General features: G+C 37.3%; 24 protein-coding genes and 1 riboswitch. Of the genes, 18 read left to right on the top strand and 6 right to left on the bottom strand.

The features are described from left to right. Nucleotides 1–334: 334 nt before the first annotated feature. The 4 genes from pdhA to lpdA all read left to right on the top strand — a co-directional run bounded on the left by pdhA (nt 335) and on the right by lpdA (nt 5,579). Nucleotides 335–1,447 carry a pyruvate dehydrogenase (acetyl-transferring) E1 component subunit alpha gene (gene pdhA, locus AC5KOD_RS01725; RefSeq protein ID WP_496912824.1) on the top strand — a complete coding sequence of 371 codons (1,113 nt, stop codon included), beginning with the start codon at nt 335–337 and terminating at the stop codon, nt 1,445–1,447. A 2-nt stretch (nt 1,448–1,449) separates the two neighbouring features. Further along, nucleotides 1,450–2,427, top strand: coding sequence for an alpha-ketoacid dehydrogenase subunit beta (locus AC5KOD_RS01720; RefSeq protein ID WP_496912823.1), 978 nt, complete (start codon nt 1,450–1,452; stop codon nt 2,425–2,427). 131 nt (nt 2,428–2,558) lie between these two features. Beyond that, the gene (locus AC5KOD_RS01715; protein ID WP_496912822.1) at nt 2,559–4,160 is read left to right on the top strand and encodes a dihydrolipoyllysine-residue acetyltransferase; all 1,602 of its coding nucleotides are present in this window, start codon (nt 2,559–2,561) and stop codon (nt 4,158–4,160) included. A 12-nt stretch (nt 4,161–4,172) separates the two neighbouring features. Beyond that, complete coding sequence (gene lpdA, locus AC5KOD_RS01710; RefSeq protein WP_496912821.1) at nt 4,173–5,579, top strand: dihydrolipoyl dehydrogenase; 1,407 nt, start codon at nt 4,173–4,175, stop codon at nt 5,577–5,579. Nucleotides 5,580–5,744: 165 nt separating this feature from the next. On the opposite strand, the gene AC5KOD_RS01705 is transcribed toward lpdA, so the two are convergent. The 3 genes from AC5KOD_RS01705 to AC5KOD_RS01695 form a co-directional block, all read right to left on the bottom strand. Continuing rightward, a complete protein-coding gene (locus tag AC5KOD_RS01705) occupies nt 5,745–5,930 on the bottom strand; it encodes a hypothetical protein (protein WP_496912820.1) in 186 nt (61 codons plus the stop codon). Between the two features lie 489 nt (nt 5,931–6,419). Continuing rightward, nucleotides 6,420–6,983 (bottom strand): YdeI/OmpD-associated family protein, encoded by a 564-nt coding sequence (locus tag AC5KOD_RS01700; protein ID WP_496912819.1) that lies wholly within the window; start codon nt 6,981–6,983, stop codon nt 6,420–6,422. 45 nt (nt 6,984–7,028) lie between these two features. Further along, nucleotides 7,029–7,814: a YdcF family protein gene (locus tag AC5KOD_RS01695; RefSeq protein ID WP_496912818.1), complete on the bottom strand. Its 786-nt coding sequence runs from the start codon at nt 7,812–7,814 to the stop codon at nt 7,029–7,031. 158 nt (nt 7,815–7,972) lie between these two features. On the opposite strand from AC5KOD_RS01695, the gene AC5KOD_RS01690 reads away from it, so the two are divergent. The 14 genes from AC5KOD_RS01690 (at nt 7,973) to AC5KOD_RS01625 (ending at nt 20,601) form a co-directional block, all read left to right on the top strand. Then, nucleotides 7,973–8,725, top strand: a complete 753-nt coding sequence (locus tag AC5KOD_RS01690) for an ABC transporter ATP-binding protein (protein ID WP_496912817.1) — start codon at nt 7,973–7,975, stop codon at nt 8,723–8,725. Between the two features lies 1 nt (nt 8,726). Then, on the top strand, nt 8,727–10,352 hold the full coding sequence (locus tag AC5KOD_RS01685) for a hypothetical protein (protein ID WP_496912816.1): 1,626 nt from the start codon (nt 8,727–8,729) through the stop codon (nt 10,350–10,352). A gap of 89 nt (nt 10,353–10,441) precedes the next feature. Beyond that, on the top strand, nt 10,442–11,347 hold the full coding sequence (gene lepB / locus AC5KOD_RS01680; protein ID WP_496912815.1) for a signal peptidase I: 906 nt from the start codon (nt 10,442–10,444) through the stop codon (nt 11,345–11,347). Nucleotides 11,348–11,563: 216 nt separating this feature from the next. Further along, on the top strand, nt 11,564–11,965 hold the full coding sequence (locus tag AC5KOD_RS01675; RefSeq protein WP_496912814.1) for a DUF1149 family protein: 402 nt from the start codon (nt 11,564–11,566) through the stop codon (nt 11,963–11,965). Between the two features lie 127 nt (nt 11,966–12,092). Next, complete coding sequence (locus tag AC5KOD_RS01670; protein WP_496912813.1) at nt 12,093–12,827, top strand: metallophosphoesterase; 735 nt, start codon at nt 12,093–12,095, stop codon at nt 12,825–12,827. Between the two features lie 154 nt (nt 12,828–12,981). After that, entirely contained in the window at nt 12,982–15,174 is a 2,193-nt protein-coding gene (locus AC5KOD_RS01665) for a Tex family protein (protein ID WP_496912812.1), read from the top strand. Between the two features lie 10 nt (nt 15,175–15,184). After that, on the top strand, nt 15,185–15,691 hold the full coding sequence (locus tag AC5KOD_RS01660; RefSeq protein WP_496912811.1) for a SprT family protein: 507 nt from the start codon (nt 15,185–15,187) through the stop codon (nt 15,689–15,691). A 178-nt stretch (nt 15,692–15,869) separates the two neighbouring features. Continuing rightward, a riboswitch (TPP riboswitch) is annotated at nt 15,870–15,994 on the top strand. A 162-nt stretch (nt 15,995–16,156) separates the two neighbouring features. Then, a complete protein-coding gene (gene thiM / locus AC5KOD_RS01655; protein WP_496912810.1) occupies nt 16,157–16,957 on the top strand; it encodes a hydroxyethylthiazole kinase in 801 nt (266 codons plus the stop codon). After that, complete coding sequence (gene thiD / locus AC5KOD_RS01650; protein WP_496912809.1) at nt 16,954–17,781, top strand: bifunctional hydroxymethylpyrimidine kinase/phosphomethylpyrimidine kinase; 828 nt, start codon at nt 16,954–16,956, stop codon at nt 17,779–17,781. Before thiM ends, thiD begins: the two co-directional genes overlap by 4 nt. Next, nucleotides 17,765–18,421, top strand: coding sequence for a thiamine phosphate synthase (thiE, locus tag AC5KOD_RS01645; RefSeq protein ID WP_496912808.1), 657 nt, complete (start codon nt 17,765–17,767; stop codon nt 18,419–18,421). The genes thiD and thiE overlap by 17 nt, the downstream gene beginning before the upstream one ends. Further along, nucleotides 18,418–19,173: a 3-oxoacyl-ACP reductase gene (locus AC5KOD_RS01640; protein ID WP_496912807.1), complete on the top strand. Its 756-nt coding sequence runs from the start codon at nt 18,418–18,420 to the stop codon at nt 19,171–19,173. The genes thiE and AC5KOD_RS01640 overlap by 4 nt, the downstream gene beginning before the upstream one ends. A gap of 120 nt (nt 19,174–19,293) precedes the next feature. Next, nucleotides 19,294–19,707 carry an SRPBCC family protein gene (locus AC5KOD_RS01635; protein ID WP_496912806.1) on the top strand — a complete coding sequence of 138 codons (414 nt, stop codon included), beginning with the start codon at nt 19,294–19,296 and terminating at the stop codon, nt 19,705–19,707. Next, complete coding sequence (locus AC5KOD_RS01630) at nt 19,697–20,158, top strand: MarR family winged helix-turn-helix transcriptional regulator (protein WP_496912805.1); 462 nt, start codon at nt 19,697–19,699, stop codon at nt 20,156–20,158. Before AC5KOD_RS01635 ends, AC5KOD_RS01630 begins: the two co-directional genes overlap by 11 nt. A gap of 5 nt (nt 20,159–20,163) precedes the next feature. Continuing rightward, a complete protein-coding gene (locus AC5KOD_RS01625; RefSeq protein ID WP_496912936.1) occupies nt 20,164–20,601 on the top strand; it encodes an EVE domain-containing protein in 438 nt (145 codons plus the stop codon). A 98-nt stretch (nt 20,602–20,699) separates the two neighbouring features. Here the strand turns inward: AC5KOD_RS01625 and AC5KOD_RS01620 are convergent, their stop codons facing one another. Genes AC5KOD_RS01620 through AC5KOD_RS01610 form a run of 3 tightly spaced genes read right to left on the bottom strand, consistent with a single transcriptional unit; the run spans nt 20,700 to nt 24,524 of the window. After that, complete coding sequence (locus tag AC5KOD_RS01620; protein WP_496912804.1) at nt 20,700–22,130, bottom strand: response regulator transcription factor; 1,431 nt, start codon at nt 22,128–22,130, stop codon at nt 20,700–20,702. Then, nucleotides 22,108–23,892: a sensor histidine kinase gene (locus AC5KOD_RS01615; protein WP_496912803.1), complete on the bottom strand. Its 1,785-nt coding sequence runs from the start codon at nt 23,890–23,892 to the stop codon at nt 22,108–22,110. The genes AC5KOD_RS01620 and AC5KOD_RS01615 overlap by 23 nt, the downstream gene beginning before the upstream one ends. Nucleotides 23,893–23,894: 2 nt before the next feature. Next, entirely contained in the window at nt 23,895–24,524 is a 630-nt protein-coding gene (locus AC5KOD_RS01610) for a YesL family protein (protein WP_496912802.1), read from the bottom strand. Between the last annotated feature and the right edge of the window lie 111 nt (nt 24,525–24,635).

Here is a 24,635-nt window from a genome sequence, read left to right as displayed (position 1 = left end):
GCATAAATGTTGATAAAACAGGCTAACTTAAATTATAATTGAGATGTACTATAACAGAATAGAGGTAGGACTTATACAGAATGTAACAGAATTTAATTTGAATGAAAATAGAAAAATGAAAGCGGTGATAATATTAGTGAAAAGGTTCACTATATACTACAGAAGTGGGAGCTGTCCTATTTTTAAATTAAAGTGGTTTTTTGAGCCACTTCGCTTGCAATCGTCTGTTTCTCGTGTTAAATTAAGAATGTGATTGCAAGGAATACTAATACAGATTTCTTACACTGTTTGGAAACGAACACTAATAATGCAAAAGAGAGAGGATTGTGTAACAATGGCGACTAAAAAGAATAGCCCAGTTGATTTTGAAGCTTTGTTAGAAAACATCAACGCTGATTTTCCAACTTTACAAGTACTTGATGAGAATGGAAAAGTGACTAACCCAGATTTAATGCCTGATCTATCAGATGAAGAATTGGTAGAATTAATGAGTAATATGGTGTGGGCGCGTGTCTTAGATCAACGCTCTACTGCTTTAAACCGTCAAGGACGTCTTGGTTTCTATGCGCCAACTGCTGGACAAGAAGCAAGCCAATTAGGAAGTCAATTTGCAATGGATAAAGAAGATTATCTATTACCTGGCTACCGCGATGTTCCACAGTTAATTAAACAAGGGTTACCATTGAAGGAAGCTTTCTTATGGTCTCGTGGCCATGCTGCCGGAAATTATTACCCAGAAGAATTAAAAGCTTTACCACCTCAAATTATTATTGGTGCACAATATGTGCAGGCTGCTGGGGTTGCATTAGGACTTAAAAAGCGCAACAAGAAAAATGTTGTCTTTACATATACAGGTGATGGTGGTTCATCACAAGGTGATTTTTATGAAGGAATTAACTTCGCAGGTGCTTATAAAGGAAATGCTGTGTTCTTTATTCAAAATAACGGCTATGCTATTTCAACACCTCGTGAAAAACAAACAGCAGCTAATACGTTAGCTCAAAAAGCGGTTGCAGCAGGTATTCCAGGGATTCAAGTAGATGGTATGGATGCTTTAGCTGTCTATGCTGTTACTAAAAAAGCGAGAGATTGGTCGATTGCGGGAAATGGTCCTGTTCTAATCGAAACATTAACTTACCGTTATGGTCCACATACTCTTTCTGGAGATGATCCAACTCGTTACCGTACAAAAGATATTGAAGATTATTGGGAAAAACGTGATCCTTTAGCACGTCTACGTATCTTCTTGACTGACAAAGGTCTTTGGACTGAAGAAAAAGAAGAAGCTATTATTGAAGCAACTAAAGAAGAAATTAAAAATGCAATTAAAGCTGCAGATGCAGAACCAAAACAAAAAATTTCTGATTTCTTGAAAAATATGTTTGAAGTTTCTCCACAAAGTATTAAAGAGCAAATTGCAATCTACGAAGCGAAGGAGTCGAAATAACAATGGCACAAAAAACAATGATTCAAGCAATTACAGATGCACTTGCAATTGAACTTGAAAAAGACCCTAATGTTTTAGTTTTTGGTGAAGATGTCGGTAATAACGGTGGAGTTTTCCGCGCGACAGAAGGCCTACAAGAAAAATTTGGGGAAGATCGTGTTTTCGATACTCCTTTAGCTGAATCTGGAATTGGAGGTCTAGCTTTTGGTTTAGCACTAGAAAACTACCGTCCTGTTCCTGAAATTCAATTCTTTGGTTTCATTTTTGAAGTAATTGATGAAGTGATTGGTCAAATGGCTCGTACTCGTTTCCGTATGGGTGGCACACGTACAATGCCAATTACTATTCGTGCGCCTTTCGGTGGTGGGGTTCATACACCAGAAATGCATGCTGATAACTTGGAAGGACTGATTGCTCAGTCTCCTGGTATTCGTGTGGTTATCCCAAGTAACCCTTATGATGCTAAAGGGCTATTAATTTCTGCTATTCGTGATAATGATCCTGTGATTTTCTTGGAGCATATGAAATTGTATCGTTCATTCCGTGAGGAAGTGCCAGATGGTGAATACACAGTGCCTTTAGATAAGGCAGCTGTTACTCGCGAAGGGTCTGATATCTCAATTATCACATATGGTGCGATGGTTCGCGAATCAATTAAAGTAGCAGACAAATTGGCGGAAGAAGGTATTTCAGTAGAAATTATCGACTTACGTACAGTTGCGCCACTAGATATTGACACAATCATTGCCTCTGTTGAAAAAACAGGTCGCGTAGTTGTGGTTCAAGAAGCACAAAAACAAGCAGGTGTTGCGGCACAAGTTGTTTCTGAAATTTCAGAACGTTCTGTTATGTCTTTAGAAGCACCTATCGGACGTATCTCTGCCCCTGACACTATCTTCCCATTTGGTCAAGCTGAAAATGCTTGGTTACCAAATGCGAATGATATTGAAGCAAAAGTAAGAGAAATCCACGCGTTTTAAATTTAAGTGGTAAAAAAATAATGTGCGTAAAGGAGTATGCGAAAGCCTACTCCTTTAGCTAAAGATAATTTATGATAAAGTGACTACTGGGATTTAGTAAAATCCAACGAATAGAAGGGAAGACTACCATCATGGCATTTAAATTTAAATTACCGGATATCGGTGAAGGTATTGCAGAAGGCGAAATCGTAAAATGGTTTGTAGCAGTTGGCGATACAATTAATGAAGATGATACATTATTAGAAGTTCAAAATGATAAATCAGTGGAGGAAATTCCATCACCTGTGACAGGTAAAGTGTTAAATATTCTTGTTTCAGAAGGAACAGTTGCGAATGTTGGCGATGTTCTGATTGAAATTGACGCTCCAGGTCATGAATCTGATGAGCCAGCCGCACCTGCTGCTGAAGCGGTATCTGCACCGGCGACTCCTGCTGCGTCAGGTGGCGTTTACCAATTCAAATTGCCAGATATCGGTGAAGGAATTGCTGAGGGAGAAATCGTAAAATGGTTCTTCGCAGCAGGCGATACTGTAAATGAAGATGACACATTATTAGAAGTTCAAAATGATAAATCAGTGGAGGAAATTCCATCACCAGTTACTGGTAAGGTTGTTTCTATCGTTGTACCAGAAGGCACAGTTGCGAATGTTGGCGATGTGCTAATCGAAATCGATGCACCAGGTCATAATACTGCTACAGCTGCAGCACCTGCTGCTAAGCAAGCGCCTGAATCAGCAGCGGCAACTACAGCTCCAACAGCTGTACCTACTGCGGCTAACCCAAGCAAACGAGTTCAAGCGATGCCATCAGTTCGTCAATATGCGCGTGAAAAAGGCGTAGATATTACCTCAGTTGTTGCGACTGGTAAAGGTGGACGTGTGGTTAAAGAAGATATTGATGCTTTTGTATCAGGTGGAAGTGTTGCAGCACCAGCTCCAACTCAAGCAGCAGAAACACCAGCATCTTCTGCACCAGTTGCTAAAGCAACTCCAGCAGCACCAGCTCAGCCTTATGTTGGTCAAGGTGGCGAATTAGAAACTCGTGAAAAACTAACACCAATGCGTAAAGCAATCTCTAAAGCAATGGTTAACAGTAAACACACAGCACCACATGTGACGTTATTTGATGACGTTGAAGTATCTAAAATGTGGGATCACCGTAAGAAGTTTAAAGATGCGGCAGCTGCTAAAGGGACTAAATTAACATTCTTGCCTTATGTTGTTAAAGCATTAGTAGCAACTATGAGAGAATTCCCAATTTTAAATGCGTCAATCGATGATGCAACAGAAGAAATTGTTTACAAAAACTACTATAACATCGGTATTGCAACAGATACGCCAAATGGTTTATATGTGCCAAACATTAAGCAAGCAGATTCAAAAGGTATGTTCCAAATTGCTGATGAAATCGTTGAAAATGCCGGGAAAGCAATGGAAGGTAAACTTGCTGCAGCTGAAATGCGTGATGGTACAGTTACTATTAGTAACATCGGTTCTGCTCGTGGTGGTTGGTTTACTCCAGTCATTAACTATCCAGAAGTAGCAATTTTAGGTGTGGGTACAATTGCTCAACAACCGATTGTTAACGAAGATGGTGAATTAGCAGTAGGCCGTGTGATGAAATTATCATTGAGTTTTGATCACCGTATTGTTGACGGCGCAACAGCTCAAAATGCGATGAACAATATTAAACGTTTATTAGCAGATCCAGAATTATTGTTAATGGAAGGGTAAGGTGAAAAACGAATGGTAGTAGGAGATTTCGCTTTAGAATTAGATACAGTTGTAATTGGTGCTGGCCCTGGTGGTTATGTAGCAGCAATTCGCGCCGCTCAAATGGGACAAAAAGTAGCAATCATCGAACGTGAATATATCGGCGGTGTTTGTCTAAATGTTGGGTGTATTCCATCAAAAGCTTTGATTAGTGCTGGTCATAAATACCAAGAAGCGTTGGATTCAGAAGTATTTGGCGTGACGACTGAAAATGTTAAATTAGATTTTGCTAAAACTCAAGACTGGAAAGACAATGTAGTTGTTAATAAATTAACGACAGGTGTTAAAGGTCTATTAAAGAAAAATAAAGTTGAAGTATTGATGGGAGAAGCTTTCTTTGTTGATGAGCATACATTACGTGTGATTCATGAAGATTCAGCCCAAACGTATGAATTCAATAATGCGATTGTTGCAACTGGTAGCCGTCCAATCGAAATCAAAGGCTTCAAATTTGGTGGCCGTGTGATAGACTCAACTGGTGGCTTAAACTTAACAGAAGTTCCTAAAAAATTGGTTATTGTCGGTGGCGGCGTAATTGGTGCTGAACTTGGTGGAGCGTATGCTAATTTAGGTGCTGAAGTGACCATCCTTGAAGGCTCTCCACAAATTTTACCTACTTTTGAAAAAGATATGGTGAGATTAGTTGACAAGTCATTTAAAGACAAAGGGGTTAAAGTTGTAACTAAAGCAATGGCGAAAGAAGCTATTGATAATGGTGACAGCGTAACGGTTAACTATGAAGTTGATGGAAAGGCCGAGTCAATTGAAGCTGATTACGTTATGGTAACTGTTGGTCGTCGTCCTAATACTGACGAGCTTGGTTTGGAAGTTGCAGGTGTTGAAATGACTGACCGCGGATTAGTTAAGGTTGATAATCAAGGACGGACGAATGTGAAGAGTATCTTCGCAATTGGCGATATTGTTCCTGGCGCAGCTCTTGCTCATAAAGCAAGTTATGAAGCTAAAATTGCTGCTGAAGCAATTGCTGGAAAACCAGTAGCGGTTGATTATCGTGCTATGCCAGCTGTGGCTTTTACAGATCCAGAATTAGCAACTGTTGGTTTAACGCAAGCGGAAGCTAAAGAACAAGGCTTAGATGTTAAAGCGTCTAAATTCTTATTAGGTGGCAATGGTCGTGCTATTTCACTTGATCAAACAGAGGGCTTTATTCGCTTAGTCACAACGAAAGAAGACAATGTGATTGTTGGCGCCCAAGTTGCTGGTGTGAGTGCAAGTGATGTTATTGCTGAATTAGGCCTTGCGATTGAAGCAGGTATGAATGCTGAAGATGTTGCTTTGACGATTCATTCTCATCCTTCATTAGCAGAAGCGGTTATGGATGCAGCAGAGCTAGCTCTTGGCTTACCAATTCACGCATAAAATAACTAATAGAATCCCTTCTTACTGAGGCTGAGCCTAGTAAGAAGGGGTTTTTTTTTGAAAAATGGGAACCAGATTGTCATCAAGCAGTGAGTTAATTTAAAAAGGCGAGTCTAGAAAATGAAATCTAGACTCGCCTTTAGTTTGCAACAGTGATTTAGAGACTTACCCTATGGTTCTTCCCTTGATAACCAAAATAAGTAATAGTCCGAAACTAGCACCGATAGAGGCTGCTTGTATGGCTGATAAAACAGTATACAGACTTCCTAAATGATTTTTCTTGATCATTGTTAGTAAAATAAATCCTAGAACCAAACTAATTGTAGATAAAATAAATAGAAATAGTAACATAATAGCTCTCCTCCTTTAACTACTGCTAATTATACGTAATAGTTTTATTTATTGTGAGAAAAGCTCTTAAACGGTAGCTATTTTAGCCTGAATGGTCAGAATAGTAGTTGTTAGTCCAAAAAAATTACATAGGAGATAACATGGACAGGATAAAATAGCCTATTAATAAAAGAATAAAGATTGCTGGAAGAACAAAATAGTAAGTAGGTCGTTTGTTTTTTAATAATAATCCGATTAGAAGGCTAATAAAAATAATACTTAATAAAATTGAAGTCATATGCGTTCACTCCTAAAACTGATACTGTTATTGTATCACTAAGAATTATTTATTAATTAGGAATAGATCGTCATTTTAAGAAATATTAATTATTGAGTAACCTTTACGATATAAGGAATTAGTTAAGCTCGCACAGTTGATGTTCCTTTTTATTGAAGTTAAGCCAAATGAGTAATTAGCTCTGTTAACATATTGTTGATAGTCTAGGACAGTTACATGGGTTTTAAATTTTGTTCTAGACGAGCCACCATCCATTCTAATCGTTTCGTGCGTCCAGCTTCGGTTTTGGCATCAAGGTAAGCTCTTGTATAGGTCTTCTTAATTGAGAGCGACATTGCGATAAAATTTTCATAAGCTTGTTTATTCACTCTTAAGAGCTCAGCGACTGAGTTGATTTGCTCATCAGTGATAACAGAAAGAGGATTAACTAGGTCCCATTGACCATTTTTCTTTGCTTCTTCAATTTTAAGATTTCCATTATCGGTCATCAGGCCACTGTCCTCTAATTTTTTTACCAGTCGTTTATTTTTTTCTGACCATTTACTATTTTTTCTACGAGCGGAAAAATATTTCATATAGGAATGCTCGTCAATTCGTTTCATTACTCCGTCAATCCATCCGAAACAGAGGGCCTCTTCCAATGCCTCGCTTGCTTTAATGGTGACGATGTGATTATCTTTTCCAAATAATAACCAGACACCGTCACTAATTAGACAATTATCAGTTAGCCAGTTTCTGAAATCATTGCGTGTTTTGAAATACAAAGGGGTTGTCATTTGTCGTCTCCTTTAATACAGAACGATAGTTTAGTATCAATCATGTTATTTTTTTATATATGGACCTCTAATTAACTCAGGAAAATGATTAGCAAGTCTCTCAAAAGCTAAAAGTACTGGTTCAGGGATTTCTACATGGGAAATAAACTGTTTACCTTTCGGTCCGTATCCAGATGAATCATCTCGCAAGCGAGGAATTTCCCCTAGTATTAGCTCGATATAGCGGCTTGTTTCCCACATGCCCCAGATAGTTGGGGTTAATACTAGCTCATCCTTAATGATGGTAAAGAGTGGTTTATAAGGGGCGTAACTTATAATAGTAGTTAAATTGGTAGGCCAAATTTTTTCAAATGTGGCAGTCATACGTCTTTGCATAGAGGCATCTTGCATGATAAGTGTTCTTTGAGGGACATAGTTAGCTGTTTGTAAGGTATTTAAAGCAAATTGAACATTTTCGCCACAATTGGTAGAGGCTGTCTCAACCAAAAATGCGCTTTCAGGAATGTGATAAGTGCTTTGAAGGTAGTCAGCAAACAGCTCAGCTTCAGAAATAGTTTCTTTGAGTCTATCCGATTTTAAAAAGTGTTTAAGATGATCCGTCGTGTGACCAATACCGCCAACTATCATGATTTTTTTGACTAATTTTTTTTGCCAAAGATCCCCCAAACTATCCGCCGCAGCAGGGATTGCACCACCAAAAAAGATAACGAGGTCAAAGTATGGGATACCGGCTTTATGGAGTGTTTTTGTTTCTAGATCAGGTAAGTCCCTTTGAGCTAGAAAGGAACTGAGTAAATTTAGATCAATCATAATGTTTTCTTGTTTGTTCAATTGATAGTCCTCTTTTCTCAAGTCTAAAATGATACTATCTATTATAACTGATTAACTCATGTATGTAACTTTTTTGCTAAAGTTTCAAAATTGTCATGAAAGAAGGTCGTCTTGCTATGCTATAATTGAAACAAATTGACATGCAGGGAGGAAAGAAAATGAAACTGACATTGACAAATGTAATAAAAAAATTTGATAATAAAGCAATTATTGATGATGCTTCATTTAGTTTTGAAAAAGGGAAAATTTACGGATTATTAGGGCGAAATGGAGCAGGGAAAACCACGTTGTTTAATTGTATTTCACGTAATTTACAATTAGAGGGAGGTCAGATTGCTTTTGAAGAAAAGGATCAGATCAATGCTAATTATGATAATACGGATGTGGGATTTGTCTACGCAACCCCTCACTTACCTGGATTCATGACGGGGTATGAATTTGTTAAATTCTTTATTGAAGTTAACAAAGATCGATTGGAAATAATAGAAGATCCCAAAGTCTACCTTGAACGAGCAGGAATCGAAGCAAAGGATCAACATCGTTTATTAAAAGACTATTCACATGGGATGCAAAATAAAGTTCAAATGTTGGTGATGATGTTAGTTAAATCACCTGTTTTACTGCTGGATGAGCCTTTGACGTCATTTGATGTGGTAGCTGCACATGAGATGAAGGAGTTAATTATTTCTCAAAAGGATGATTCCGTGGTAATTTTTTCGACACATATTTTACAGCTTGCTCAAGATCTTTGCGATGAGATTGTCTTATTACATGAAGGAAAATTGACAGGCATACCAAGTGACCGAATTCATGATGCTGACTTTGAAGAAGAAGTAGTTAAGTTATTATCAACCTCCCATACTAAAAAAACTGCGCTAGACAGTATTCTCTTGCAAGAGGGAGGGGAGTAGAGTGAATAACTTACTATTGAAATGGCGGATATATTGGTTATTTAAAAGTGCAGGAATCACGCGAAAGGTCAACGGTTTTTTCTTTTATTTAAGGAAGATTCCTTTAATTGGTCATTATATTTCTGTGGGAATTTATCGTAATTATGAGATTAAAAAAGTTTTATTTGTTCTAGGGACAATTGTAGATGTTGTGATGAAGTTCACCATGAAATTTTTATGGTTTGGAATTGATTTAGGAATTATCTTTTTCCTAATAAATGTTAATTTAATACCTGAAGGTGCGCTTTTTGAGCCAGCGCTTGTTTTATGGCTGTTGACTGTGCCGCTTTTTGTCGGTGTACTAGATGGTTTTGGACAACGGTTGAGTCAACAGGATGCAGAGTTTATTGCTAACTTTCAAGTTTCTAATAAACTATTCGTACATTCACGAATGTTAGCTGAAACGATTCATGACGCTCTTTCCTATCTACCTGTCATGTTCATTGTTGGTTTTGTTGTTGAGAAACCATTACTTGTGCCTGCGGTGACACTATTTAGTTATCTTGGAAGCCTGTTTCTTTTTTATTATCTAGGACGCTTGATTAGCCGTCTACCCCAAAAAATTAGAGTGTTAATTAATTGGTTAACGTATGTACTGGTTGCAATATTAATTGTCTTAGTCTCTTGGCAAGGAGACTTAGTTCAGTTATTTAATGCGATCTATAGTTTCCTAGGTATGTTAGTTATGTTAATTTTTATGGTAGTTAGTAGCTGGTTATTAATGACGTATAAAGAAGAAGAACGCTATAATTATTGGTTGATTGAACGGTCTGTTGGTCAATTGGAAAAATTAAATGCCGCTAAGAAGAGTAATAATGCTTACTTGGGTGAAGGGTTAAAGATGCAAAAAGACTTGAAATTGGTTGAAGGTGAGCAAACTCATTTGCAGGGAAATCAATATTTAAACAGCTTGCTCTTTAGTCGCTATAAGCCGACATTAACGCGTCAATTAAAATGGCGCTTATTGGGTATCGCAGGTGTAGGTTTAGTAGGTGTTGTCGTGGGTCTTTTTACTGATTTGCCGAAACCTTCTGAAAAAGAAGTTGTTGGTTTTTTACCTATCTTGTTTTTTGTGATGTACCTCTTAACTTTCGGTAAAAAAGTCGTTCAAATGGTCTTTATTAATTGTGATTCGTCCATGTTATTCTATCCATTTTACCGTGAACCAAAAACAATTCTACAAGGCTTTTACTATCGTTTCTGGAAAACATTTTATTATAATGGCATTGTTTCATTAGCTCTTTTTTTTATGATGATCATGATTAATGCTGCCAATAATTTCTTTTTAAGCATGAGCTTTTTTGCTGTTTTAGGTTTTTTATTGATTAGTCTATCATTTTTATTTTCATTTCATGAGTTGTTTGTGTATTACATTTTACAGCCGTTTTCCAGTGATATGGAAGTTGTAAATCCTGCTTATAAGATTGTTGCAGGAGTCCTTTACGGAATTGCTTATGCTAACCTGCAAATTCATTCAACAGGTGTTCTTTATGTGGTTACTGTGTCGATATTAAGCCTAATTTATGTTGCAATCGGTATCGTTATTGTTTGGCGAATTGCACCCAAAACTTTTCGCTTTAAAGGATGATAATTGAGTTAAATTATGGTTATGTGTTTTTCACAGAATATTCAAATGACAAATCACCTCTTTTAGTTTAGAATAGAGAGAGACAACTTGTGACTGAAGAGGTGAGAGAGATTTCAGATGAGATTCATAGACGTAAGCGTAAAAGACGGCGAACTAGTGAGCGCCGAAATGAGATTAGTGACTCGTCATTAGGAGGGGACTCTTCTCATAAAAAACGTAAACGTCAATCTAATTCCAGTGGTCATCGTAAGCGAAAAGTACGTAAGTCAACGAAGCAATCAGAGGTAATTGATAATTCATTTATAGTAGATGATAGTGTGCAAGAGAGAATACCTCTTGTCGAGCATGAGACTAGGCAGTCTCTGAGAAGTCGTCAGACTGAAGAATATAGTGATAGGTTGAGAGATCGACCATATAAGGTGAAACGTAAAAATTCATTTATTGATGGATTGATTGGTGTTTTATTAATAATCGTGTTTATAGTTATGGTTGTTTTTTATGTGAAGGTCGATCGCGCTGAGGTGATAAGTGCCTCAATGGAGCCAACCTTGATGACTAATGAAAAAGTAATCATTATTAATGGGCATTCCCCAGATAGATTTCAGATGGTTGTTTTTTATCCACCAGATGGGACGAAAGACAAATATGTTAAACGAGTCATTGGGTTGCCAGGTGATACGATTGAATATCGTGATGATGTGCTTTATGTTAACGGCGATATGTATGATGAGCCTTACTTGGATAAAAATCGTGATTCGTTTAAAGCAAAAAATCAAGCTGAAAGTGATTTTTATACAAAGGATTTAGTGTTAGAAAATATACCAGGCGTTTCCGCTGGCACAACCAAAATACCTAAAGATATGTATTTAGTTTTAGGTGATAATCGCCAAAATTCTCAAGATAGCCGCTTTATAGGACTTATACCTAAAGATAATTTGGTTGGAGTCGTTTGGAAAAAAGCACAGGAGCCTAAAAAAATTAAGCTTAAGAAGTAGTAAATAGCAGTATTTTTTTATTATAAAAGTTCATTTTTCATAATTTAAAAAAGTTGTTGAATTAACAAATAAAAAGACAGGAGCTGAATTCCCGTCTTTTTATTTTGGAAGATATGTACTTATCATTTTTTATAAATAGTGTAGGGAAAATGAAAAAAAAGCATCGTTTTGAAATTGAAACTATGCTATACTTTTTTTGTAGGAGGAATGACAATAATGAATATTAGTAGACAGCAAGAATTTGTAGAAGCTTTCCATTATGATATGAATACGGCTGAAAGTAAGGCAGAAACAGAAATACGAGTAGAAGTGAAGCCTTTTGATATGAGTGATCAGCCCGAATTTCCAAGTGATGAGAGCTCAGTTTTAGGCTTACGTGTAATTTTTACAATTGTGTTTGAGGAGTTTGTTTTGTCTGGAGCAGTTCGCCAATTAGTTACAATTAGTGATCGTAAAGTTGAAAATCCAGATCAGTTGGAACAAAGTGAATTGGATGAATTGATGCGTCCTTTATTTTCAATGATTGAGCGTTTGACTTTTGAAGTGACTGAGATTGCTTTAGACCGACCTGGTATGCAATTAAACTTTACAAATGAACCAGAACAAGCAGCAGAATAATCTAATAATTAATAAAACAGACTATTGGAAATTGTATCTAATGGTCTTTTTTTTATAGATTTACAGACAAATTATTAGCATAGTATAATGGGAATAATATCAATTAATGAGATAAGGAGGAGCCTTTGTGAAAAAATCAGTGTATGCCATAGGAGATATCCATGGAGATTATCAAACATTTGTTGAGTTATTAAAAGAGTATGATGCTACCGCACATCAATTAGTATTGATTGGTGATTTAGCAGATCGCGGGCCAGATAGTAAGAAGTGTTTAATGCTCGGCAAGCATCTAGTAGAGGAGGAGGGAGCGGTTTATTTAAGAGGAAATCACGAGGAGATATTGCTTAATTTTTTAAAAGAACCAGAAGAACGTTATGATAACTACATTCTTAATGGCGGTAGTACGACTCTAAACAGTTTGATTCACTCAGGAGCAACTGAAGAATACTCCCCTCTTGAAATGAGTATTTTAATTCAAAGCTATCATGAGGAGTTAATTAGTTTTCTAGAAACACTGCCCCTGTATTATGAGTGGCATAACTACCTGTTTGTTCATGCTGGGATTGATTTGTCAAAGGAGGACTGGCATCAGACGAGTGCGCGAGATTTTGTTTGGATAAGAGAAGACTTTCATCGAGGCAAGAATACGTCAGGGAAAATTATTGTCTTTGGTCATACGATTACTCCGTTTTTACATGGTGACAATCAAACTACTGATCTCTGGCTATCTGATAGTAAAATTGGAATTGACGGTGGTGGGGTTTATGGTGGTTCAATTCATGGTGTCATTTTTAATCAAAAAGGTATTGTTCAAGATATTGAAATTCAAAATATGAATGGTCCTTGGCAACCTGATTTTTGAGCTAAGTGAGCAGAATGATCAAAAAGTGGGGGTATTTATCATTATTGGGGGATAAAATCCCATTTGCGAGAGATTATTTTAGCTACTTAATGGAAATTGTGGGTGAAAGTGTGCTAAAATAGGACAGTATGATTAAACGAGGGAGTCAATGTTAATGGATGAAGGATTAAATAAACAGATTTTAGATTTATTACAAGCAGAGCTTAAAGAATTTAGTCCGAAGCAGATTCGAACTGTTCTGTCACTTTTAAGTGAAGGGAATACAGTTCCTTTTATTGCTCGTTACCGAAAAGAAATGACGGGTAGTTTAGATGAGGTACAAATCCGTGAAATAGATGAGCGCTATACTTACTTACTTAATCTAGAAAAACGTAAAGAAGAGGTTTTACGTTTAATAGGCGAACAAGATAAATTGACACCAGAGCTTTCGTCGGCAATTCAATCGGCAAGTAAAATGCAGCAAGTAGAAGATTTATATCGTCCTTACAAGCAAAAACGTCGGACGAAAGCGACTATTGCTAAGGAAAGAGGACTTGAGCCTTTTGCGATGTGGTTGTTGACGTTTCCGATGAATGGGGAAATTCAAAATGAGGCAGCTAACTATCTAAATGAAGAGCAAGAGTTAATGATTGTTGAAGATGTTTTAGCAGGAGCTCATGAAATTATTGCTGAGATGGTAGGGGATGAGCCTAAATATCGTACTTGGATTCGTGAGTTTACTCAAAAAAATGGTCAGCTTGTTAGCACTGTTAAAGATAAAGAAAAAGATGAGAAATCAGTATTTGAAATGTATTATGATTATGCTGAACCAGTTAGTAGAATTGTCTCTCATCGTGTTTTGGCGACTAATCGTGGCGAAAAAGAAGACATTTTAAAAGTAGCAATAGTGGTTGAAGAAGATAAGATACTGACTTATTTAGATCGGCAAATTGTTGGGAATAATCAGGGATCGATTACAAGTCAGATTGTTATTGAAGCTTATAAAGATAGCTATAAACGATTCATTGGCCCGGCAATTGAGCGGGAAATTCGCAATGAATTGACTGAGAAAGCAGATGAACAAGCTATTTCCATTTTCGGTGAGAACTTACGTAATCTATTATTACAATCGCCGTTAAAGGGAAAGGTCGTTTTGGGATTTGATCCAGCGTACCGCACAGGCTGTAAGTTAGCGATTGTTGATGAGACTGGAAAAGTCTTAGGTATTCAAGTGATTTATCCTCACAAGCCAGCCAATGAGGCCAAGCGTAAACAAGCCGCTATTGATTTCAATCATTTGATTGAAACGTATCAAGTCGAGATGGTGGCGATTGGAAATGGAACTGCTAGTCGAGAATCAGAGCTTTTCGTGTCTGAACAACTTCGTCAGATTAAGCGAGAGGTTTATTATGTGATTGTTAATGAAGCTGGAGCATCTGTTTATTCAGCCAGTGATATTGCGCGTCAAGAATTTCCTCATTTGCAGGTAGAGGAGCGAAGTGCTGTCAGTATTGCTCGTCGTTTACAAGATCCCTTAGCGGAGCTTGTTAAGATTGATCCAAAAGCAGTTGGAGTTGGTCAATATCAACATGATGTATCTCAGAAACATTTAGCTGAACAATTAGATTTTGTGGTTGAAACGGCGGTTAACCAAGTGGGTGTGACAGTTAATACTGCGAGTCCAGCTTTACTGCAGCATGTTTCTGGTTTAAATAAAACAACCGCTCAAAATATTGTCAGTTATCGCGAAGAGAACGGTGCATTCACTAGTCGACCGCAACTAAAAAAGGTGCCTCGTTTGGGACCTAAAGCGTATGAGCAGGCAATTGGTTTCTTGCGAATTCCTGAAAGTAAAAATATTTTGGATAATACAGGTATTCACCCAGAGAGCTATGGAGTAGCAAAAACAGTTTTAGCAGAGGCTAAGGTTGGGGCGAAGGAACTAGGAACAGCTGATGCCAAGGTAGCGTTAGAACATCTTAATACGAATCAAGCTGCGGCTCAATTAGAGGTTGGGAAAGAAACGTTGACGGATATTATTGCTGGATTGATTCAACCGGGACGCGATTTGCGTGATGAAATGCCGGCTCCACTGCTGAGACAAGATGTGTTAAGCATGGAGGATTTAAAACCAGGAATGGAGCTTCAAGGGACGGTTCGCAACGTAGTTGATTTTGGAGCTTTTGTGGATATTGGAGTGAAGCAAGATGGGATGGTTCACATTTCAAAGTTAAGTAATAAATTTGTTAAACATCCGACAGACGTTGTAGCAGTTGGAGATGTTGTCACAGTTTGGGTTGACGAGGTTGACCTTCGCAAAGGGCGAATTGCTTTAAATATGTTGGGACCAGCCAAAGAGAAAGGATAGAAGGGTATTGATGGTTTTCAGTCATGCACTGTACGAGGAGTTCGATTATCTTGAAGAGATAGATGATATCGAAGAATTAACTGATGACCGTTTGCAAGAATTGGTGGAGTTAATCTCCACCAATGAATTCGATCGACCATTTAAGCATCGTGCTTTTTTAAATAGTCGGTTGCGAACAACGGGTGGAAGGTATCATTTAAATACCCATAATTTGGATTTTAATCCAAGAGTTTACGAACGATATGGCATGGAAGAATTGATTAATGTAATTAAGCATGAATTATGTCATTATCACCTTCATCTTGAAGGGCGGGGCTTTCAGCATCGGGATGCGGATTTTAAAAATTTATTGAAAAAAACTGGTGGAAGTCGATTTGTTAAACCATTAGAAGAACAGAAGCCAGAAAATTATCACCAATACGAATGTTGTAAATGTCATAATTTGATTTTACGCAAACGTCGAATTAACATACGTAAATATAGTTGCCGCTGTGGTGGTCAATTAAAACATTTATAAGGATGCAAGTTAGGTAGTTTAAGAGTGGCTTGCATTCATAATGAGTTAATGGTTATTGCAATTTGAAGCCTCTTAGACCTGTTTAGGGTCTTTTTTTGTTTGATAAAAGGGACTGCTAATCTAGTTAAATCGCTTGCATGCCATCTGACTTCGTGCTATTGTGAAGGTAATTGAATAGTTCAACCACTAGGGGGGCGAGGCTGAAAGTAATCTACGACTATCAGCGAGCTGAGATAGGTAATTACCTGACCCTTAGACCTGATCTGGTTAATACCAGCGGAGGAAATGTGGCAGCTAACTAACTGTTTTTTAGCTATATAAATAGTAGCGATATAGTTAGTTATTTAGGTACAATAGACCCTAAGATGCCCACTTTCTGAATACGAGAAAGTGGTTTTTTGGGTTCTTTATGCGGACATTTTTCAAGGGGGACTAGTCAAAATAATCCATAAAGGAAGAGATTTGATGAACGAATTTGATTTATTGACTAGAATGAGAAGGCAAAGCCCTTTGGTTCATAATATGACGAACCAGGTTGTTGCTAATCATGTTGCAAATGGCTTATTGGCAATAGGAGCTGCGCCGATAATGGCCTATGCTAAGGAAGAGGTGGCTGTTATTGCACCGCAGGCTAGTTGTTTGGTTTTAAATATTGGTACAATAACGACGCCTGTTTTAGAAGCGATGCTGATAGCTGGTCGTGCGGCCAATGAACACGGTATACCAATTGTATTGGATCCAGTGGGAATTGGTGCAAGTCCATACCGTGGTGAAGTCGTAACAAAATTGTTGGCAGAGTTGTCGATTACGTTAATTCGTGGAAATGCTGGTGAAATTGCGCAATTGGCTGAAGTTCCATGGAAAGCTCGTGGTGTTGATAGTGGTACTGGTGATTATTCAATAGCTAAAATGGCGGAAAAGGTGGCACTGGTCAATGAGTGTGTAGTTGCTGTTAGTGGAGAAACAGATTGGGTCAGTGATAGTAAGCGGTTAGTCAGTATCTCGAATGGCGACTCGCTTATGACTCGTGTTACTGGGATGGGCTGTTTGCTGAGTGCGGTTTGTGGCGCCTTCATCGGTAGTCATCAGGATGCTTTTGAAGGAACAGTCGCAGCTCATATCGTTTATGGGATTGCGGGGGAAAAAGCGGCCAATAACACACAATTACCTGGAAGTTTTAACGAGAATTTCATTAATCAATTGGATTTGTTAAGTGAAAAGGATCAAATTCTAATCAAAGCAAGCTGGGAGGAAATGGAATCATGACAATAGCTCAAGCATGTACAATTGCTGGCTCTGATAGTGGTGGTGGTGCAGGAATTCAAGCGGATATTAAAACATTTCAAGAACGACAGGTCTTTGGGACGTCGGTAATTGTTGCAATAACAGTTCAAAATACTTTAGGTGTGACAGGTGTCTATCCTACCCCCATAAAGGCTGTTAAAGAACAGCTTCATGCAGTATTTTCCGATTTTGATTTGAGAGCAGTCAAAACTGGCATGCTAGTTGATGAGACTTACATGAAAGCTGTGTCTGAGTTTTTATTGGATTATCCAAAGGTTCTTCTGGTAGTTGATCCGGTGATGATTGCAAAAGGAGGTGCGTCACTTATGGCAGAACAAGCAATGACAATGATGAAAGAGTCTTTAGTTCCATTGGCGACGTTAATTACCCCCAATTTGCCTGAAGCGGAAGAATTAGTTCAGTATTCAATTGAAACAGAAGTAGATATGATAAAAGTGGCTCGTGATATCCAGACGATGGGAAGTAAAAACGTGTTAATTAAAGGGGGACATGCACAACTGAATCTTGCTGAGGCCCGTGACTATTTATTGTTGGCAGACGGGAGTGGCCACTGGTTAAGTGGCCCAAGATATGAGACGAAAAACACTCATGGGACTGGCTGTACCTATTCAGCCTGTATTACAGCGGAGCTAGCTAAAGGAAAATCAGTTCTTGAAGCGGTCGAAGTTGGTAAAGCGTTTATAGATGCGGCGATAAGCGATGATTTGGAACTTGGTCATGGACAAGGGCCAACTAATCATTGGGCATATGGTCGGAGGGAGAGGGAAAATGAAGCAAACAATTAACTGGCAGCGTGCTTTAAAGGTTTATTTTATTGCGGGAACACAGGATGTGGCAGATGGAAAGTTCCTCCCTTTGTTAGAATCTGCAATTGAAAGTGGCATTACGTGTTTTCAATTGAGAGAAAAGGGTCAAGGATCTTTGAAAGACCCAATGGCGGTCAAAAAATTAGCCAAAGTGTGTCAACGACTCTGTAAGCAGGGGGATATCCCGTTTGTTATTAATGACGATGTCGCTCTGGGAATTGATCTTGGGGTAGATGCTGTTCATGTGGGACAGTCAGACAAGCCAATTAGTCAAACACTTGCAGAGGTTAAGCCTTATGGAATTGATGTCGGCCTGTCGATCAATACTTTAGCACAATTTGAGGCGGCCTGTAAGCTCCCAACTCTTGACTATGTTGGAGTTGGCCCAGTTTTTAAAACACAATCGAAAGCGGATGCTCAACCAGTTGTCGGCCTTTCTTTATTAGAAACTGCAGTACAATTAAATCCGTCACTACCTAAAGTGGCAATTGGTGGGATTGGGTTGGCTAATGTTGGACAGGTTAGAGAAACAGGAGTAGATGGAGTGGCGGTTATTTCAGCTATTACTGATAGCCAATCAATGGCACAAACAATTCAACTACTTGGAGGGCAAAAATGAAGAGAGAAATTGTATTAGTGACGGGATCAAGTCGAGGCTTAGGACGGGCAATCGCGTTAGAATTTGGAAGGCAAGGCTATTTTATTGTGGTTAACTACGTTAAAAATCGTGAGCTGGCCGAAAAGGTTGTTGCAGAAATTGGTCAGGAACATGCGGTGGCAATACAAGCAGATGTGCGTGATTTAGTTGAAGTTAACCAAATGGTGGCACAGGTTAAAGAACGTTTTGGCACAATCACAGTGTTAGTGAACAATGCCTTAGTTGATTTTCAATTTAATCCGTTAACCCAGAAGGCATTATCAGATATTAGTTGGGAAGACTACGAAAATCAATTTGCTGGTGCGATGAAGGGAACGCTTAACACTGTTCAGAGTGTCATGCCAGATATGATTGAGAAACATTTTGGTCGAATCATCCAGATAGGAACTAACTTGTTTCAAAATCCAGTAGTTCCTTATCATGAATATACGACGTCGAAAGCGGGCTTATTAGGTATGACGCGGAATATGGCAAAAGAGCTAGGCAGTCACCAAATTACGGTCAATATGGTATCAGGTGGTTTGCTACAAACAACAGATGCATCGGCAGTGACAACTAAAGAAGTATTTCAGTTAATAGCTGAAAGTTCTGCTATGAAGAAAGTGACTACACCAGAAGAAGTAGCAAAGGTAGTAGCCTTCCTTGGATCAGTGGGTGCAAGTGGGATTACAGGACAAAATATAGTGGTTGATAGTGGCTTGACTTGGAATTAAATGACTGATAATGAAAAGGACAGCGATTAGTTTGTAGCTAACCGTTGTCCTTTTTATATCTTGCTTTTAATTATAAGTTAACTTATAATAAGTTTATATATTATTAAAGGAGTGTTAAAAATGGAGTTATCTTTTCAGTTGAAAATGAATGCTACAAGTAGTCAAGTGTGGGAGTATTATGAAAATCTAGATAAATGGTTTTTGTGGGAAAAGGACTTAACAGCTATTTCTCTTGAAGGTGAGTTTATTGCAGGGACAAAGGGGGCAATGGTATTAGAAGGAATGCCAGAGATGGCAATTGAGCTGGATTTGGTTATAAAAAATCAGGTGTTCAGAGACATTACATTGACGCCAGTAGGCTCAATTGCTTTTACTCATACGATTGAAGAAGTTGAGACAGGCGTCTTGGTTAAACATTCAGTAAAGATTGATACTGACAATAAAGAAGTATTACCAATGTTGATTAGCATTTTTAAAGATGTACCTGAAACAATGTTTTTATTGAAGGAAGTAGTGGAAGCCAATGGAATTTAAATCAAGAAATAAACAAAATTCTGATGAGGCTATTGGATTGCAGTTTATTAAAGTCTATAATTTATGGCATAACCAGATTAAAATTACTTTACAACAAGTTGACCTGACTCATCCTCAATTTATCGTTCTGACTTCTCTAGGTTATTTGCAACAAACTAAACAGGAAATTACTCAGGTAATGGTGTCAAAAATCTCTGAAATGGATGTTATGACAGTTTCACAGGTTTTACGAATATTAGAAAAAAAAGAGTTGATTTTGCGACAGGCTCATTCAACAGATACGCGGGCTAAGGCTTTGTCGTTAACTGAAAAAGGAATCTTGGTTATGAATCAGGCGTTACCATTGGTTGAGGGAGTGGATCAAGAGATTTTTGGTGTTCTAGGCGAACGACAAGGGACATTTACTAATTATTTAAAAGAATTAATTAAGAAGCACGAAGAGAGGAAGTGACGATTCTGGCTAATTATTGGGTAGGAGTAGTTTCCAAAAATCATGTGGAAATAGGTGTTAGAGGTGGTTTTTGTCAGCTAAATCATGGAAAAAAAGCACCTTTGACACGAATGCAGGCTGGTGATTGGCTTGTTTATTATAGTCCAAAATTGAGTTTAAATGGTACTGAACCTTATCAAAAATTTACCGCCCTTGGTCAAGTTCAAGTGGGGGAAGCTTATCAAGTGGAGATGGCACCCGATTTTACGCCATATCGCAAGAATGTCTCTTACTATCAGCTTGAAAAAGAGCTTCCATTGCAAGCTCTGAGTGATTTTCCCGAATGGCAAGAAAAGCGATCTCAATTACGATTTGGGCATTTTGCTATTTCAGAAGAATTATTTAGAGTAATTGCCTCAGGAGTGGGAGTCAAAAAGAATCATTATGTCAATACTGAACCATAAGTAAAAATGAGGGCGGAGTTTAGTTCCGCCCTCTATTCGTTTCATGATAAATACAATGCTTGGAGTAAAATGAGTTTTTTTTCCAAGGCGTTGTTTTCCTAACTGTTTATTTTTGTGAAACGATGAGGTGTAGTTCCGGTATGCTTTTTAAATACTTGGCTAAAGTATTCGGGGTTATTGCCAAACCCAACGAGTTTAGCAACTTCATATACTCGATATTCTTCCCCTAACAAGTTCTTCGCTTTTTCCATTCGAAATTCTACAAGTTGCTGATTAAATTTTTTAGAGGTTTGTTTATAATAAGCTTTTCCAAGATATTCTGGGTTTAGAAATAAGAGATTTTTTGAGATCCATCTAAGAGATAGCTCTTCGTTACTAAAATGTTCTTCAATAATTCGATTGAGACTTGCAATAATATTACCATCAGTTGAACAGTTGACTTCCTTTACAAGAGTAAAAATTGAGGTAACTAAGTATTCTAACTCTTCAACGGAGCTTGATAATACAACTTTTATGGATAGTTCACTGGCTAATTTATCTGTGTGAATCTTATAAGTGGCAATTAATTTTGTGATTAAATCATTGCATTCAATTTGTAATAATTTGACAGGATAGAGTAGTTTTTGACAAGTCTTGAAGAATGAGCGAATTTCTTGAGCTGCTTTAGTGAGTTCTCCTGCATTGATTGAGGAAAAAATAGCTTGACGAAAGTCTAAATACAAGTGATTGTCTTTTTGTGCACGGCTAGCTTTGCTAAGCTGGTAACTAGTTAAGACGGTGATAATGGACATATAAAACTCTTTTTCAAAGGCTTTTAGGCCAGTTCGGAAATCATCATAAATTTCTGCCAGACAGATAAAATCTGAATGAAAAATGCTGCATCGTGGTAGTGTCTCTTCTGGCAGGTTATTAATTAGCTCTTGTGCAGTAAAAGCCTCAGAGAAAATCACATAGTAAGCAGCTTTTTTGATCGAGCCTGATAAATATGTTGCTGGACTGAGGTATTGGTTAAACCACTTAGATAAGAGATGATAGTATTTTGAATCAAACATTACCAAGTAGAAATCAGGCACTTCTAGCGTAGGTAATGTTGTTTTATCTAGGATGGTCGATTCAATCAGTTGTTGTAGCTTAAGTTGCTGCATCTGTTGTGTTTCAGCAACCAGCTCGAGGCTGTCTATAAGAGATCGCCTTAATTCATCTGGTTGACACGGCTTTTGAATGAAATATCTTACGCCTAGTTCCATAGATTCCTTAGCGTATTCAAACGTTCCAAACCCTGTTAGCACGATAATTTGTGTTTTAGGATTTTTTTGTCTAATTTGTCTAATTAATTCAATACCATTTAGAACAGGCATATTAATATCAGTAATGATAATATCTAGGTGTTTCTGTTGACTGATTACCAAGGCTTCTGTCGCAGAGTAGCTGGTTGCCACAACCTCTAAATCAAGTTTAAAACTATTAATCATCGCTGTAATCCCATTGGCAATAATCGGTTCATCATCAACGACTAAAATGTTTTTCATATGTCTGACTCCTCCTATCAGTAATTGGAATGGTTAACTTAACTTCAGTCAAATTGTAGGCGCTTGAGCTGATAGTTAAGTCACTTTTGGGACCGAATTTGACTTTTAAGCGAGCCGCAATATTTTTTAATCCGATTCCGTGATTAGCCTCAATATCTAAAATAGGCATTGAAAAACCTGGGCCATTATCCGAGACACTTATACTTAACACATCTTCTTTTTCAATCACTTTAAGTTGGATTAAACAAGGCGTTGTCATTTTTTCTACTGCATATTTGAAAGAATTTTCAATCAAAGGTTGAATGATTAGTTTAGGAATTTCTCGACTTAAATCATCAACTAAAATAACAGGAATAAAGGTAAATCTATTTTGGAATCGTATGGATTGGATGGCGATATAAGCATCAATAAGCTCTAGCTCCTCTTCGATAGTCGTAGTGGTAGAAGAGTTGTCAATTTTTTTCTTAAAAAGAAATGCTAAGGAGGTCACCATCTGAGATATTTCGACTTCTTCTTTACTAAGAGCAAGCCAGTTAATTGAATCTAACGTATTATATAAAAAATGCGGGTCAAGTTGAGCTTGAAGAGCTTTGAATTCTATTTCTTGTGCTAATATTTTGGCTTGATAATTTTGTGAAATTAACTGATCTATCTCTTCAATCATTGTTTGGTAGCTTTGATATAGAACACCAATTTCGTCAGAATTATCTGGAACAGAAGCGATTTTTTTCAATTGATTGAAATCTTTATTTTGTTGAAAGTTTGTCATATTAGCTGCTAGCTGATTAATCGGCGCAATCAATGAGCTGATATAGTGATTGATGAGAGCCATTATTGCGACGAATAGAATTGAGGTTGTCAAAATAATGATCAACTCAATATGGGTGACTCGCTTGATCACCTCTTTATTTGGTTGCAAAGAATAGAAAGTGAAGGCACGATCAGTAGATTGATTTTCGACAATAAAATAGTTTTCGCCATTAAATCGTGTAATTCGGTAATTGTTAGTTGGTGAGTTGGGTTGGTTAATTAGCTTGAGATAGTTGCCAAAGGCCTTCGTTGATAGTTTGGAATTAGTGTAGTAATTATCTTGGTAGTGTAAGATAAATAATTCACTTGAAGTTGGAGCTTTTCGTTCATTAAGTGTCCGCTCTATGAATGAAGTATCAACGGTTAAGATAATCGTTCCCAAGTAATTGAGAGCCAGTCGCTTAGTGTTAAAGATCTTCCTTGCGTAGATAGCTCGACTAAAGTTTTCAGAAAAAAACCATTGACCTTTACTAGGCTCATCGGGTAAGGCATTGATCAATTCATCAGTAGATAGATCGTCGATTAAATGATTGGAGTCTGCCATAAAGTTGACTTGATTTTCTAGATTAGTGTTGAGTAAAAAAACACTGCGAATATCATTTTCGTCTAATACTAATGCATTGATAGTTAATTGAAGCTCCTGTTTCAATCTAATTTTTTCACTGTGATTATTATCAGGATTATTTGTTTGTTGTAGACTGGTTTGTAAGGAATCATTGCCGATTAATTTGTACGAAAATGTTTCAATCGCTTCAAAATGTTCATAGAGATTGGCACTTGCAAAGGTAATTTTTTCTTGGTTACTTTCATATATTTGCCTGGAATAGATGACCCAAAAAATAATATTAATCACTAATAAAACAATTAAAGAAATACCTCCAATAAAAAAGACAGCTAACTTAATTTTTTTGCTAAATGAGAGCGTGTGAGTCTGTTTCGCTAATCGAGTCACTGTTATCCCTCATTTACTAGAGATGGAAATTTTTTTCGAACGGTTTTAATCGTTTCTTGATAAATGGCGAACCCAACGAGAAAAGGTAGCGAGGCTCCAAATAGTAGTGGTAAAGCCGATTTTAGTGTCAAAACTAATAAGCAGCCGAAAAAACTTAAAATTAAAGCAGTACTCTTTCCTGGAAAGCGGAAGGTCAGAAATAAGGCTAATTTGATAATTGACATTAAAGAATAGGACGGAAATTTGATTAAATTGAATAAACTAAAGAGATAGATCAAAACAAGAACAGTTGCTAAACTTAGATAGATTGCTCTAATTACTAAATTAGCTGGTAGATAGACGACACAAATTCGATAATTAATCAAAATGAGACCACTTAAAAGAGAAAAAAGTAGTTGCAGATGATTGCTTCTTTTGAAGTTATGACGATAATCATAGAAGAATTCTTTAAAAGTTGTCGGTTCCTTGGTGTTAAGGTAACGTTGACTTGCATTCAATACTGCACAAGTTGCAGGGGCGATTCCAACTATTATTAGTCCACATAATGTAAAGAATAGCCAGAGCAAATTGAGGGATACAATAAAGCTAATAAGTGAAAAAAGTGACATTAAGCCGTTTTTTATAGTAGTCATGATGAAACTCTCCTTCAATAGTGATTGTAAGCGATTGTAAAATTAGAATAACACATAAAAAATCGATTTACCAACGGGCAATTTGTTTAATTTTATTCAAAATTACTAATA

Source organism: Vagococcus sp. WN80Y (assembly GCF_059621045.1).
Note: the sequence above shows the minus strand (reverse complement) of the source record. Positions and strands in the feature narration are given on the sequence as shown.

What these genes read in the sequence shown, in the direction of transcription:
- pdhA (WP_496912824.1), top strand. Translation starts at nt 335, where the DNA reads ATGGCGACTAAAAAGAATAGCCCAGTTGATTTTGAAGCTTTGTTAGAA.
- AC5KOD_RS01720 (WP_496912823.1), top strand. Translation starts at nt 1,450, where the DNA reads ATGGCACAAAAAACAATGATTCAAGCAATTACAGATGCACTTGCAATT.
- AC5KOD_RS01715 (WP_496912822.1), top strand. Translation starts at nt 2,559, where the DNA reads ATGGCATTTAAATTTAAATTACCGGATATCGGTGAAGGTATTGCAGAA.
- lpdA (WP_496912821.1), top strand. Translation starts at nt 4,173, where the DNA reads ATGGTAGTAGGAGATTTCGCTTTAGAATTAGATACAGTTGTAATTGGT.
- AC5KOD_RS01705 (WP_496912820.1), bottom strand. Translation starts at nt 5,930, where the DNA reads ATGTTACTATTTCTATTTATTTTATCTACAATTAGTTTGGTTCTAGGA.
- AC5KOD_RS01700 (WP_496912819.1), bottom strand. Translation starts at nt 6,983, where the DNA reads ATGACAACCCCTTTGTATTTCAAAACACGCAATGATTTCAGAAACTGG.
- AC5KOD_RS01690 (WP_496912817.1), top strand. Translation starts at nt 7,973, where the DNA reads ATGAAACTGACATTGACAAATGTAATAAAAAAATTTGATAATAAAGCA.
- AC5KOD_RS01675 (WP_496912814.1), top strand. Translation starts at nt 11,564, where the DNA reads ATGAATATTAGTAGACAGCAAGAATTTGTAGAAGCTTTCCATTATGAT.
- AC5KOD_RS01665 (WP_496912812.1), top strand. Translation starts at nt 12,982, where the DNA reads ATGGATGAAGGATTAAATAAACAGATTTTAGATTTATTACAAGCAGAG.
- AC5KOD_RS01660 (WP_496912811.1), top strand. Translation starts at nt 15,185, where the DNA reads ATGGTTTTCAGTCATGCACTGTACGAGGAGTTCGATTATCTTGAAGAG.
- thiM (WP_496912810.1), top strand. Translation starts at nt 16,157, where the DNA reads ATGAACGAATTTGATTTATTGACTAGAATGAGAAGGCAAAGCCCTTTG.
- thiD (WP_496912809.1), top strand. Translation starts at nt 16,954, where the DNA reads ATGACAATAGCTCAAGCATGTACAATTGCTGGCTCTGATAGTGGTGGT.
- thiE (WP_496912808.1), top strand. Translation starts at nt 17,765, where the DNA reads ATGAAGCAAACAATTAACTGGCAGCGTGCTTTAAAGGTTTATTTTATT.
- AC5KOD_RS01640 (WP_496912807.1), top strand. Translation starts at nt 18,418, where the DNA reads ATGAAGAGAGAAATTGTATTAGTGACGGGATCAAGTCGAGGCTTAGGA.
- AC5KOD_RS01635 (WP_496912806.1), top strand. Translation starts at nt 19,294, where the DNA reads ATGGAGTTATCTTTTCAGTTGAAAATGAATGCTACAAGTAGTCAAGTG.
- AC5KOD_RS01630 (WP_496912805.1), top strand. Translation starts at nt 19,697, where the DNA reads ATGGAATTTAAATCAAGAAATAAACAAAATTCTGATGAGGCTATTGGA.
- AC5KOD_RS01620 (WP_496912804.1), bottom strand. Translation starts at nt 22,130, where the DNA reads ATGAAAAACATTTTAGTCGTTGATGATGAACCGATTATTGCCAATGGG.
- AC5KOD_RS01610 (WP_496912802.1), bottom strand. Translation starts at nt 24,524, where the DNA reads ATGACTACTATAAAAAACGGCTTAATGTCACTTTTTTCACTTATTAGC.